Genomic DNA, 12,913 nt, shown 5'->3' on the forward strand with positions numbered 1-12,913 from the left:
TTGGACCTTCAGGGCGGCCATCGGCCGCGCCGTCCCGGCCTGCGCTGGTCGTCCGCGCGCAGCGACGGGCACGGGCGGCGGGTGTGATGGCGTCAGCGGCGGCGGCAGTGGCCCGGTCCGGCCACCGGGCCGGTGGACCGGGTTTCGACCGACCTCAAAATTTCTGTCATATCCACGCCTTACGGTGCAGACGTGACGGTCGTCGTCGGTCGGTCGACACGGAGGGGCGCCCCGATACGAAAAACCCGCCAAACTCTCGCGAGCGGCGGGCAATCAATTAGCGAATGCTTGGTTGCGGGGGTAGGATTTGAACCTACGACCTTCAGGTTATGAGCCTGACGAGCTACCGGGCTGCTCCACCCCGCGCCAAGAACGACCGGATGACGACAAAGCGATCGACGCCGGTGCGCGGCTTATGTAGCAACAGCGTCACCGAATGGGAAGCCCGACTTGGGACAGAATCTCATTGTTTCGAATATCCCGCCTTTGACGGCCGAAAAGTCCGAAAAGGACGTCCGGCCACCCGCTCTGCACGTTCCGGATGTGCTGCGTGGCGTCGCCAGGGAAGCGCTGACCGAAGCCCGCACGGCCATGACGGATCCGGGCCTCGACGAGGCGACCGCGATTCACGATTTCCGCAAGGGCATGAAGCGCTGGCGCGCCCATCTGCGGCTCGTCGAGCCGTTCCTGGGCGACGAGGGCCGCCGCCTGCGGAACGAGGCGCGCGACCTCGCCCGCCTGCTGGCCGGCGCCCGCGACGCCCGCACGGCGCTCGACGCCTTCACGGATCTCGGCAGGCTCGAGGGGGTGCCGCTGCTCTCGGCCCGCAGCGTCGCGACCGTGACGGCCCGGCTCGACGAGGTGCGGTCGCATGCCGAGGGGGTGTCGCTGACGGCCGAATCACGCGCCCATATCGACGGACTGCTGACCGCCGCGACCGAGGGCGTGAAATACTGGCCTATCGGCGGGCTCGATTTCCGCGACGTCGCCGGCGAGCTCGCCGGCCATTACGGCCGGGCCCGCGCCGCCATTCCGGACGACTGGCAGGCCGCCGAGCCCGAGACGCTGCACGCGCTTCGCCAGCGCGTGGTGATCCACCGCTACCAGATGGAGATCGTCGCGCCGCTGTGGCCGCGCTTCGGCGAGTTCTGGATCGGCGAGGCGCAGCGGCTGCGCGACCGGCTCGGCCACCACCAGGACCTGATCATCCTGGCCGGATTCGCGGCGCCACACGGGCCCCTGTCGCCGTGGCGATCGCGGCTGATGCCGCTGATCGAGGCGCGCCGGGCCGAGCATGTCGCGGTGGCGCAGCGGCTCGCCGGCCGGCTGTTCGCCGATTCGCCGAAAAGCTTCCGCCGCCGCCTGCTGGCGCTGTGGGACCACCGCGTCCACGCCGCCTGAGGGGCCGGCACCGGCCCCGCCCGCCGAGTCCGCAGCCCGAGCAACCCGAGGCGGACCGGAGTTCTGCTCGCGCCGCCGTGAACCGGACGCCGCTTCCACCGCACATCACCGTCAGAGTAGAGTGGTGCCGCCGGAGCTCGTCCGGCGTCAGCCGCCCGTCGGGTCAGGCCGCATGCACGCAGCCCCACAAGGTTTCTCGGTGATCGTCGCGCTCGCCGCGTCTATTGCCGCCCTGTCGCCGGCCACCCTGCAGGCGCAGTCCGCCGATCCGCCCGACACCGTCTATGCCACCGGCGACGTTCCCATCGACGACCAGACCAAGCGCAGCCTGTCGGTCACCGAGGCGTTCCGCGCCTTTCTGCCGGTCTCGGTGGATCTCGCGGGCAGCATGCCGCCGCCGGGCCGGCAGGGACGGCTGCCCTCCTGCACGGCCTGGGCCGTCGCCTATGCGGCGCGCAGCTACTACGTCTCGACGGCGGAGGGGCGCGACGTCCGCCAGTCCACCAACATCGCCAGCCCGGCCTATGTCTACCATCTGGCGCGGGCGACCAACGAATGCGGCGGCACCAATTTCGTCCGCAATGTCGAGGTGCTGCGCCGCGGCGCCCCGTCGATGGCGTCCTATCCCTATACGGACCAGTGCGCGGCGCCGCCCGGCCCCGACGTGACGACGCGGGCAGAGGATTTTCGGGTGCGCGGCTATCGCCGTATCGACCTCGCCCGGCTCGACGACATCAAGGGCCAGCTCGCGCTTTCCAACCCGGTGCTGATCTCGTTCGCCGACAGCGTCGCCTTCCAGCGCCACCGCGGCGACCAGGTGTTCACCGAGCCCGGCTTCGAGGGCCCGCGCGGCTGGCACGCCATGGCGGTGACGGGCTACGACGACCGCCGGCAGGCGTTCCGGCTGATCAACTCGTGGGGCAATGGCTGGGGCGACCGCGGCTATGCCTGGGTGAGCTACGACGTCATCCGCCAGCGGGTGCGCGAGGCCGGCATTCTGGACGTGGCCCGGCCGCAGCGGCCGCCCCCGCCGTCGGTGACGCCGCCGTCGCCCCCGCCGCCGGTCTCGACCTATGTCCCGCCGCGGCCACCACCGTCACCGCCGCCGGCCGTGACGGTGCAGCAGCCGACGCCCGCCATCGTCGGGACGGAGGTGCCCGAGCTGCAGCGCCTGCCCTGCGCCAAGGTGACGCTGCGGCGCGATCCGATGGGCGGCGGCGTGCTGTCCGGCTTTGTCGCCTCCAACGAGGATCTCGACACGGTCCGCCGCACGGCGGCGAGCCGGCCCGGCACCACGGTCGGGGACGTCGTGGTGGCGCCGTGGCCGCAATGCGAGGCGATGCAGACGCTCGACGACGCCCTCACGGTCGGCGACCGCCCGACCGTCGACATCGGTGGCCGCAGTATCCTGCGCGACGGCGAGCCGCTGCGCATCACGGTGCGGACGCCGAGCCGGCCGCGCTATCTCTACGTCTCCTATGTGCAGGTCGACGGCTCGCTGGTGCATCTGGTGCAGCCGCGCGGCAACGCGCCGGAGCCCGCCGACGGCAGCCGCAGCTTCGTGTTCGGCGATGGTTCCGACGGGCGGGCCCGAGCGACCGTCAGCGCGCCGTTCGGCCGCGAGATGATCATCGCCATCTCGTCGGCGGCGCCGCTGTTCCCGCGCGAGCTGCCGACCCGGCAGACCGAGCGCGAGTATCTCTCGGCGCTGCGCCGGGCACTGATCTACCAGCCCTCGGCGTCGATGTCGGGCGCCACGCCCGGCCGCGACCTCGCCGCCACCGTGCTCAGCCTGGAGACGCGGTCGCGCTGATCTCGCCTGCAGCACGCGGGCGCGCCGCCGCTCGCGGCCCGCGTGCGTCATCGCTCCGTCATCCGCCCTTCGTACCGATTAACCAAGGATTAATCGGGTTGGACGGGGTCGGTCATGTCGCGTTTCCTGGCGAGCGTCAGCCGCTTGTCATTGATGATCGCGGTCGCGGCGATGAGCGCGCCGCTGGCGGCAAGTGCCGCCGACATCGTCGTGCCGGCGGGGACCACCAACACCAGCGCCAAGACGCTCGTCGACGGCGACCGGCTGATCGTCCAGGGAACCGGCGCCCTCTCGGTGAACGGAACCGCCGTCTCGTCCACGGTCGCCACCGCGACCGGAATCACGATCAGCAATGCCGGCACCATCGAGTCGACGGCGAGCGGCGGCCGGGCCGTCAATATCGGCGGCAGCAACAACAATCTCCGCTCGATCACCATCACCAACGCTGCCGGCGCCGCCATCCAGTCGCAGGACGACGCGGTCCGCGTGAACGTCGACCCCGCCACCGGAAGCACCGTCACGATCGACAATTCCGGCCTGATCCTGTCCTCCAATGGCGGGCAGGCCCTCGACCTCGCCGCGATCGCCAGCGGCCGCGCAACCATCACGATCGCCAATGGTGCGACCGGAGTGATCCGCGCGACGGGCAACGACGCGATCCGGCCCGGCAGTGGCATCGTCAGCATCACCAATAACGGCCTGATCGACGCGACCGCGTCAGCGAGCCGCGGCATCAACGTCAATCTCGCCGACCTGACCAAGCTCACCAGCTTCACGCTGGTCAACGGCGTCACCGGGACGATCCAGTCGCAGGACGACACCGTCCGCATCACCGGCACGGCCGGCACGGCGACGACCGCCGTGCAGGTGACGATCGACAATGCCGGCCTCATCCGGTCGGTGGGCACCGGCTCGGCCGCCGGCCAGGCGATCGACCTCGACAACATCGCCTCGAGCGCCGCGAGCGTCACCATCATCAACCGCGCGACCGGCACCATCACCAGCGCGGACGCCGACGCGATCCGGCCGGGGCAGAACTTCGTGCTGGTCAACTACGGCCAGATCATCGCCAACGCCGTGGCGGTGCCATCCGACCGGCCGAGCGCCGACGGCGTCGACCTGCAGCTCAACCACACCGGCACGATCTACAATTACGGCCTGATCTCGGGGGCCAAGAGCGGCACGACGTCCGACGTCGGCAGCAGCCTGACGGTCTACAACTATGCCGGCGCCACCATCGTGGGCCAGGACGGCGCCGGCGTCGGCTCCGGCGGCACCGCGACGATCGTCAATTACGGCACCATCACGGGCCGCATCGACACCACCTCGGCGCGCGGCGACGGCGACGGCATCGACGTCGACTACACGGCGGACATCACCAATTACGGGCTGATCCAGGGCCTCGGCGCGAAGGGTTGGGATTCCGGCGGACGCCTCAACAACAGCGAAGGCATCACGATGGGCGGCGGCACCGTCCGCAACTACGGCACCATCACGGGCGCGACCTACGGCATCACGGTCAACAACGATTCCAACACCGACAATTCCCGCAGCGGGTCGGCCGCCACCACCATCGTCAACTACGCCGGCGCCAGTATCGTCGGGCAGGCCGGCTACGCGATCCGGCTGGAGAACAAGCTCGGCACCACGGCCGACAACGACACTATCGTCAACTACGGCACCATTGTCGGCAACGGCGCCATCCCGGATCCCAATGCGGTCGTGCTGCGCCAGGACGGCACGCCCGATCCAGGGTCGGTCGGCACCCTCGACGGCGTCACCTATACGGGGACGGGATCGGCGCGCTTCATCCGCGGCGACGGCTCGGCGATCCAGATGGGCGAGGGTTCGGACATCCTGATCAACTACGGCACCATCATCGGCAACAACGGCCGCGCCATCAACATGGAAGGCGGCAACGACACCGTGCGGATCATGCCGGGATCGACGATCGTCGGGCTGGTCAATGGCGGCGCCGGCATCGACACACTCGACTATCAGAAGGTCGGCCTCGGCGAGGCCAAGAAGGCCGCCCTGCTGGCCGGCCAGACCGTCAATATCGGCGGCACGCTCTACACGAGCTTCGAGGCCTTCGCCGGCCTGACGCAATCGTTCTCCTCCTTCGCCACCAGCGGTGCGACCCGCGGAATCGCGGCGACGCTCGACAACGGCTCGACCAGCCAGAGTGCGAGCCTGACCACCCAGAAGCTGATCGACCAAGTGGCGAGCGCCAGCGACGTCGGCGGCGCGCTGGCCCAACTGACGCCGCGCACCCTCCAGGCCTACGCGTCGATCGGCATCGACATCGCGCAGCAGACCACGGACACGATCGACCAGCGCCTCACCAATGCGCGCCAGGGTGTGCTGCCGTTCGACATCGGCGGGCTCGACGCCATCGCGGCGCTGTTCGACGGCAGCAGCAGCCGCTCGCTCCCGGGCCTGACGGCGGCGGATCTCGGCATCGCCTCGTCGGCGGCCACGGCATTTGCCTCGGCGAGCCCGGCGATGCGGCCGAATCCGGCCTTCGGCACATTCGATTCCGTCGCCGCCTACGGACCCGGCCCGGTCAAGGCCGCGCCGGCCGTGCCCGACTCGCCGTGGGGCGGCTTCGTCTACGGCAGCGCCGCGACGACGCGCCAGGGTGCCACCGCGACCTCGCCGGCGACCCGCTACCGAACGGCGGGCGTCACGGCCGGCCTCGACTACCGGTTCTCTCCCGAGATCATCGCCGGCGTGTTCGGCGGCTACGGCCGCACCAATGCCAATCTCGACGAGCTCGGCAGCACCGGGGCCGTCACCACCTGGCTCGGCGGCGTCTATGGCGGCTGGTACGGGCCGGCCTGGTTCGTGCAAGGCGCCGCCCTTTACGGACGCAACGACTACGACACCACACGGGTGGCGCTCGGCACCGCCAACACCAGCAGCACCCGGGGCGATCAGGTCGCCCTGCACGGGATCGCCGGCACCGACATCCGGCTCGGACGCGTCCTGGTCACCCCCGAGCTCGGCGCCCAGTACACGCGGGTGCAGATCGACGGCTTCACCGAGGCCGGCAATGCGGCCCTGACGGTCGGCGAGGACCGGGCCGACTCACTGCGCAGCAGCCTCGGTCTGCGCAGCCGGCTGGTCTGGAAGACCTCGTTCGGACTGCTGATGCCTGAATGGCGGGCGAGCTGGCAGCACGAGTTCCTGAACACCGAGCGCGACCTGACGGCGACCTTTGTCGACCAAGCCTTCCCGGTGCCGTTCGCCACCACGGCGGGCGGCGCCGGACGCGACTTCGGGGTGCTCGGGGTCGGGCTCGGGGCCTGGATGGCCGACCGGCTGCAGGCTTCCGTCGGCTACGACCTGAAGGTCGGCGGGCACGACTACACGGCCCATGTGGTCAGCGGCCGCCTGCGGGCCGCGTTCTAGAGCAATTTCCGGCGAAGCGGGAACCGGTTCGCCGCAGAGAATACGATCACATCAAAATACCCGGCACATCAAAATATCTGGAGCGTGTTCCGATTTCCACCGATCGGAACGCGCTCACAGCGCGAGCGGCTCACGTCGAGCGGGCACGGCCGGTCCGTCGCGGCCGGGGATGGGACCGTGAGGCTCACGTCCGCAGGCCTGCGGCTCACCCCTGCAGGAAGGCCCGCAGCATCGCCCGCAGCCGGACCAAGAACCGCGCCAGCGGCCGGTTCAGCCCGCGCCGCGGCTCCTCCGGCTCATGCTCGGCGAGGCGCAGACCGACCTGGGTGACGCGGCCCTTGGCCTCGGCGCTGACCACCAGGGCGATGGCGCCGAGCGGCAGAATGTCGCCGGGATGCGGCGGATGGCCGAGATGGATCGAGAAATGCTCGGCGAGCGTCATGTCGCGATGCTCGGGCGCGATCTCCAGCCCGTAGATCTCGGCAAGCGCCCCCAGCGTCACATCGGCGCTGAGGAAGAAGTCGCCGAGCAGGCGCGGGTCAGGCGCGCGCGGCGGCGGCATGTCGACGAAGAAGCGGTCGAGCGCATGGGCTTTCCCGTGCGGCGCCAGCAGATAGATGTGGTCGCCCGGCTTGATGGCGCCCGCTTCGGCCGGGGAGAGCACGCGCTGGTCGCGCACCACCAGCATGGGCTTCGCCCAGGACGGCACGATGCGGCGCCGCAGGAACGGGTTGCTGGCGCCGACATGATAGCCGACCAGCTCCTGCTCGAGCTGGCCCGGCAGGTCGAGCTCGACCCGGCGGGGCGCCGGCTCGCTGCGCGGCAGCGCGATGCGCAGGACCTTGGCCGCCGGTCCCAGCGTCCAGCCCTGCACCAACAGCGACACCAGCACGACGACGAAGCCGATGTTGAAATAGAGCTCGGCTCGCGGCAGCTCGACCAGCAGCGGGATCGAGGCGAGGAAGATGCCGACCGCGCCGCGCAGGCCCACCCAGGAGATGAAGGCGCGCTCGCGCCAGGAGAAGCGGAACGGCGCCAGGCAGGCGAACACCGCGATCGGGCGGGCGACGAACATCAGCATGGCCGCGATGGCGAGCGCGGCCGGTGCATTGGCGAGCAGCCGCTCCGGCCACGCCAGCAGCCCGAGCAGCACGAACATGACGATCTGGGCGAGCCAGGTCGCCGCGTCCAGGAACGCGATGACGGTGTTGTGGGCGCGGGTCGGCCGGTTGCCGACGATCAGGCCGGCCAAATACACGGCGAGGAAGCCGGAGGCGTGCAGGGCCTGGGCGACGCCGAACACCGTCAGGGCCACCGTCATCACGAACGGCGCGTGAAGACCCTGCGGCAGCGACAGCCGGTTCAGCGCCAGCACGGTGCCGCGGCCACCGATCAGCCCCAAGAGGGCGCCACCGAGCCCTTGGCCGAGCAGGCTGGCGACGATCGCGGGCCACGGCCGGTCGCCCGTGACCAGGAGCTCGACCAACAGGATGGTGAGGAAGATCGCCAGCGGGTCATTGGTGCCGGACTCGATCTCGATGGTCGCGGCGACGCGCGGACGCAGCCGCAAGCCCCGCCCGTGCAGCAGGAAGAACACCGCGGCCGCGTCCGTCGAGGCGACCACCGAGCCGACCAGCAGCGCCTCGATCCAGTTCAACCCGAGGATATGAACGGCAACCGGCGCCGTCAGGGCCGCCGTGATGAAGACGCCGACGCTGGCCAGCATCAGCGACGGCGCCAGCACGCTGCGGAAGGTGCCGAAGCGGGTGCGCAGGCCGCCGTCGAACAGAATCAGCGCCAGCGCCACCGAACCGACCAGATAGGCGAGCCGCACGTCGTCGAAGCGCACGCCGCCCGGTCCGGCCTCGCCCGCCACCATGCCGACCAGAAGGAAGACCAGCAGCAGCGGCGCGCCGAACCGCAGCGCCACCAGGCTCGACAGGATACCAGCCAGGACCAGCAAGGCGCCGAGCAGAATGGAGAGACTGACGGTATCGAGCGAGTCCATCGGGCCTGCAGGACGTTCTACGTTTCGGGCGAACTGGGATTCGCACACGATACGGGCGATTGCCCGGCAGGACCAGGGAGGGGTGGCAGACGCAAGCGGTGCCGCGTCTCGCGGGTTCCGCACCGAACGCTCCCCTCATGGTGAAGCGCGCTCCGAAGGAGCGCGTCTCGAACCATGAGGCCGCGAAAGAGGTCGGCTGCCGTCGACCTCTCCATCATGAGTTGCCGAAATCGGGCAAGCCCGATTTCGGTGGCCGCCCTCGCCCTTCGAGGCCCGGCTACGCCGGGCACCTCAGGGTGAGGGCGGAGAGATGTCGGCGCGCCTCAGAACCCGACCTTGTCGGCGCCCTTCAGGTCGAGAATCTGCCGCGCCTCGTCGGGCGTGGCGATCTGCAGGCCGAGGCCGTCGATGATCTGCCGCACCTTGGTGACCTGCTCGGCATTCGACGTGGCGAGCTGGCCGGGGCCGATCCACAGCGAATCCTCGATCCCGACCCGGACATTGCCGCCGATCGCGGCGGCCGTCGCGGCGATCGGCATCTGGGCCCGCCCGGCCCCGAGCACCGACCACCGATAGGTGTCGGGCCCGAGCAGGCGGTCGGCGGTGCGGCGCATCATCAACACGTCCTCGGGATGCGTGCCGATGCCGCCCAAAATGCCGAACACCGACTGCACGAACAGCGGCGGCTTCACCAGGCCGCGGTCGAGGAAGTGGGCGAGATTGTAGAGATGGCCGATGTCGTAGCACTCGAATTCGAACCTGGTGCCGTTATCGAGGCAGGTCTTCAGGACGAACTCGATATCCTTGAAGGTGTTGCGGAAGATCAGGTCGCGCGTGCCCTCGAGATAGGCCCGTTCCCAGTCGTGCTTGAACTCCTTGAAGCGGGCGAGCATCGGGAACAGGGCGAAGTTGATCGACCCCATGTTGAGGCTGGCGAGCTCGGGCTTGTGCACCGCCGCAGGCCGCACCCGCTCCTCGACCAGCATGGTCGGCGAGCCGCCGGTCGTGATGTTGATGATGGCGTTGCAGCCCGACTTGATGGTCGGGAGGAACTTCGCGAACGCCTCCGGCGACTGGTCCGGCCGCCCGGTCTCGGGATTGCGGGCGTGCAGGTGCACGATGGCGGCGCCGGCCTCGGCCGCGCCGATCGCCGAGCGGGCGATCTCGTCCGGCGTCACCGGCAGATACGGTGACATCGACGGCGTGTGGATCGCGCCCGTGATGGCGCACGAGATGATCACCTTGTTCTTTGTCGCGGACTTGGCCGCGGTGCTGGCCGACATGCTGCGAGCCCCGTTTCCTTGGTTGTCGATGACCGTGCGGGACCAAAACGGTCCCCTTCTCCCTGGCCGGCGCGCCGCAGGTTCTTGGACGTCTTCTTGCGTGGGCCGCGCGCCCCCGAGGCCGAGCTTACATGGTTCGGCCGGCGAGACCAGGGTCGTGTGAGCTGGATCACACAGGCGAAACCCGCGCTGAACCCGCTTTTTTCGGGGGGCGACGAATGATCAATCGCGGCGATCGCCGCGGCCTCATCGAAGGAGAGACACCATGTCGACCAAGTCCAGGATCGCCGCCGTTGCGCTCGCCGCCGTGACCATGGCCGGCGCCATCGCCGCCACCACGGGCGAAGCCGCCGCCAAGCCGAAGTTCGGCCCGGCGCTCGGCTTCGGCATCGTCGCCGGCACCGCCATCGGGCTCGCCGCCGCGTCGTCCGCCTACGGCTCGCCGGCCTACGGCTATTACGGCTACGGCCCGGGCTGCCGCTGGGAGCCCCGCTACACGCCCTACGGCCACTACATCGGCGCCGTGAAGGTCTGCGGCTGGTAAGCCCCCCTTTAGCCGCCCCCTGGTGGGTGGCGCGGCGTCCCCTCGCCCCCCGACGCTTGCGCACCCCAAAAAACCCGCCCGGCCCTGCCGAGCGGGTTTTTTGCGTCACGACGGGGCTGACGGCGGAGGCGTCAGGCGAAGCGGGCGAGGCTGACCGGGCCGTTGCCGGCCGCAGCCCGCTCGGTCGCCCGATAGGCGGCACGCGCCTCGTCGGGCTCGGCGCGGCGGCGCTCGCGGGTCTGCGGCAGGCCGCGATTGGTGGCGATGAGCTGGGCCAGGAAGCTCGCGATATTGCGACCGGCCGGCCGCGGCGGCGCGTCGCGGGACGCCACCACCAGCACCAGGGCGCGGCTCGTCGCCTCGGGTTCCGGGACGGCGGGGTCCCGATCGATCGATTCGACGCGGCGGGGCCCCCGCGCGATGGCGGCGTAACGGGACACGGAGTCGATCGGCCTGGTCGTCATGATCCTGTTCCGAAACGAGACAGGGGTCTGTCGCTAGTGCCTCTATCGCAACGCGCGTGCCGGCCGGACGGTTCGGCCGGGCCGCCTGGAAGTTACCAATTCCTTAACCGTTTCCGACTAGGCTGTCGCCCCACGCCGCCCGTCCGTCCTCACCGAGGATCGCTCCGACGTGACCCGAATCGAGACGACCGCCTGCCCGCTTCCGGGAACGCTCGCCGCTGCCGCCGGTCCGCCGGCCCCGGGGGCGTGCGCGAAACCCCTCAACGCCTGCGACGTCCTGATCTCGATCGGCGACGTCCCCTATGCCTGGGACATCGTCTCGGACAGTCTCGCCTGGGGGGCCAATGCGGCCGACGTGCTCGCCGTCACGGATGCCGAGGCGTTCGCCACCGGCCGCGCCTTCGCCCGCCTGATGGCGCCGGACACCGGGACGACACGGTTCGACGCCGTGATGCGCTCGGGCGGCACCGACTCCGGCGACGGCGTGCCCTTCTCGGTCCAGTACGCGATCGTGCCGCCCGGCCACCAGGGCGACCCGCTGTGGGTCGAGGATGTCGGCCGCTGGTTCGCAGGCAGCCGCGGCGAGCCGGCGCGGGTGCACGGCGTCGTGCGGGTCATCACCGAGCGGCGCGCCCGCGAGGAGCGGCTCGCCTATCTGTCGCGGTTCGACGACCTCACCGGCGAGATGAACCGCTGGCATATGACCGAGATCCTGGCCGCGACCGTCGAGGAGACGGTGCGGTATCGTGCCTCCTGCGGGTTCCTGCTGCTCGCCATCGACAATGTCGGCCGCATCAACGAGGCCTATGGCTACGAGGTCGCCGACGACGTCATCGCCGCAGTGGCCAAGCGGCTGCGCGCGAGAATGCGGGCCGGCGACCACCTGGGCCGCTACTCCGGCAACAAGTTCGGCATCATCCTCAAGCAATGCACGCCCGACGACATCAAGATCGCGGCGGAGCGGCTGCTCGCTGGCGTGCGCGACGGCGTCGTCCAGACCAAGGCGGGTCCGGTCGCCGTCACGGCCTCGGTCGGCGGCGTCAATGTGCCGCGCCACGCCCGCTCGGTGCACGACGTGCTGAGCCGATCCAAGGAGGCGCTGGAGATCGCCCAGTCGAAGCGCTGGGGCTCGTTCCACGGCTACCAGCCGAATGTCGAGCGCGACGCGCTGCGCCGCGCCAGCGTGCGCACCAGCGACGAGATCATCACCGCCCTCAACGACCGGCGGGTGCGCATCGCCTTCGAGCCGGTGGTACACACCGACACGCGCGTCCCCGCCTTCCACGAATGCCTGATGCGGATCCGTCGCTCGGACGGCGGCCTGATCGCTGCCGGCGAGGTGGTCCCGATCGCCGAGCGGCTCGGATTGATTCGGCTCCTCGACCATCGCGTGCTCGAGTTGCTGCTGGACGAGATGAAGCGCACGCCGGCATTCTGCGCCAGCGTCAACGTGTCGCCCGCCTCGACCAGCGACGTCGACTGGTGGGAGGCCCTCAACGCCGGCCTGCGCGGCCATCCGGAGATCGCCCGGCGGCTGGTGATCGAGATCACCGAGACGGCCGCCATCAAGGACATCGACGAGACCCGCGGCTTCGTGGCGCGGTCAAAGGATCTCGGCTGTCGTGTCGCCATCGACGATTTCGGCGCCGGCTACACGTCGTTCCGCAACTTGCGCAAGCTCGGCGTCGACATCGTCAAGATCGACGGCGCCTTCGTGCAGAACATCACCCGCTCGGAGGACGACCGCGCCTTCGTGCAGACCTTCCTGGATCTGGCCCACCGGCTCGGCCTGGAGACGGTCGCCGAATGGGTGCAGGACGAGGAAGGCGCGGCACTGCTCGCCTCGTGGGGCTGCGAGTACCTGCAGGGTCGGCTGATCGGCCTCGGCCAGGTCGACCCGCCATGGCTCGGCGCAGCCCCTTGCGAGGTGGCGGCGGGATGACGGCGGAGTCGGTGCGCACCATGCGTCCTGACGAACAGGTGTCC

8 protein-coding genes and 1 tRNA gene are annotated in these 12,913 nt (G+C 70.1%); 5 read left to right on the forward strand and 4 right to left on the reverse strand.

Going from position 1 to position 12,913, the window contains the following annotated elements; translation table 11 throughout:
• Positions 1-289: 289 nt before the first annotated feature.
• Positions 290-366, reverse strand: a tRNA-Met gene (locus HXX10_RS11155).
• A gap of 225 nt (positions 367-591) precedes the next feature.
• Here HXX10_RS11155 and HXX10_RS11160 point away from each other — a divergent pair.
• The 3 genes from HXX10_RS11160 (at position 592) to HXX10_RS11170 (ending at position 6,628) form a co-directional block, all read left to right on the forward strand.
• Positions 592-1,401, forward strand: coding sequence for a CHAD domain-containing protein (locus HXX10_RS11160; protein WP_296522278.1), 810 nt, complete (start codon positions 592-594; stop codon positions 1,399-1,401).
• 172 nt (positions 1,402-1,573) lie between these two features.
• Positions 1,574-3,214 carry a C1 family peptidase gene (locus tag HXX10_RS11165; protein WP_296522279.1) on the forward strand — a complete coding sequence of 547 codons (1,641 nt, stop codon included), beginning with the start codon at positions 1,574-1,576 and terminating at the stop codon, positions 3,212-3,214.
• Positions 3,215-3,328: 114 nt separating this feature from the next.
• Positions 3,329-6,628 (forward strand): autotransporter outer membrane beta-barrel domain-containing protein, encoded by a 3,300-nt coding sequence (locus HXX10_RS11170; protein WP_296522280.1) that lies wholly within the window; start codon positions 3,329-3,331, stop codon positions 6,626-6,628.
• Between the two features lie 205 nt (positions 6,629-6,833).
• On the opposite strand, the gene HXX10_RS11175 is transcribed toward HXX10_RS11170, so the two are convergent.
• Positions 6,834-8,636, reverse strand: coding sequence for a potassium/proton antiporter (locus HXX10_RS11175; protein ID WP_296522281.1), 1,803 nt, complete (start codon positions 8,634-8,636; stop codon positions 6,834-6,836).
• Positions 8,637-8,959: 323 nt separating this feature from the next.
• The gene (locus HXX10_RS11180) at positions 8,960-9,919 is read right to left on the reverse strand and encodes a 3-keto-5-aminohexanoate cleavage protein (RefSeq protein ID WP_296522282.1); all 960 of its coding nucleotides are present in this window, start codon (positions 9,917-9,919) and stop codon (positions 8,960-8,962) included.
• Between the two features lie 265 nt (positions 9,920-10,184).
• Between HXX10_RS11180 and HXX10_RS11185 the strand changes: the two genes are divergently transcribed.
• Complete coding sequence (locus HXX10_RS11185) at positions 10,185-10,463, forward strand: hypothetical protein (protein WP_296522283.1); 279 nt, start codon at positions 10,185-10,187, stop codon at positions 10,461-10,463.
• Positions 10,464-10,594: 131 nt separating this feature from the next.
• On the opposite strand, the gene HXX10_RS11190 is transcribed toward HXX10_RS11185, so the two are convergent.
• A complete protein-coding gene (locus tag HXX10_RS11190) occupies positions 10,595-10,927 on the reverse strand; it encodes a hypothetical protein (protein ID WP_296522284.1) in 333 nt (110 codons plus the stop codon).
• 169 nt (positions 10,928-11,096) lie between these two features.
• Here HXX10_RS11190 and HXX10_RS11195 point away from each other — a divergent pair, with 169 nt between their 5' ends.
• Complete coding sequence (locus tag HXX10_RS11195; protein ID WP_296522285.1) at positions 11,097-12,869, forward strand: bifunctional diguanylate cyclase/phosphodiesterase; 1,773 nt, start codon at positions 11,097-11,099, stop codon at positions 12,867-12,869.
• The last annotated feature ends 44 nt before the right edge of the window (positions 12,870-12,913 follow it).

This window comes from Rhodoplanes sp., assembly GCF_013377085.1.
Taxonomy (GTDB): Bacteria; Pseudomonadota; Alphaproteobacteria; order Rhizobiales; family Xanthobacteraceae; genus Rhodoplanes.

Coding starts and splice junctions, on each gene's coding strand:
- HXX10_RS11160 (WP_296522278.1), top strand. CDS start 592: ATGACGGATCCGGGCCTCGACGAGGCGACCGCGATTCACGATTTCCGC.
- HXX10_RS11165 (WP_296522279.1), top strand. CDS start 1,574: ATGCACGCAGCCCCACAAGGTTTCTCGGTGATCGTCGCGCTCGCCGCG.
- HXX10_RS11170 (WP_296522280.1), top strand. CDS start 3,329: ATGTCGCGTTTCCTGGCGAGCGTCAGCCGCTTGTCATTGATGATCGCG.
- HXX10_RS11175 (WP_296522281.1), bottom strand. CDS start 8,636: ATGGACTCGCTCGATACCGTCAGTCTCTCCATTCTGCTCGGCGCCTTG.
- HXX10_RS11180 (WP_296522282.1), bottom strand. CDS start 9,919: ATGTCGGCCAGCACCGCGGCCAAGTCCGCGACAAAGAACAAGGTGATC.
- HXX10_RS11185 (WP_296522283.1), top strand. CDS start 10,185: ATGTCGACCAAGTCCAGGATCGCCGCCGTTGCGCTCGCCGCCGTGACC.
- HXX10_RS11190 (WP_296522284.1), bottom strand. CDS start 10,927: ATGACGACCAGGCCGATCGACTCCGTGTCCCGTTACGCCGCCATCGCG.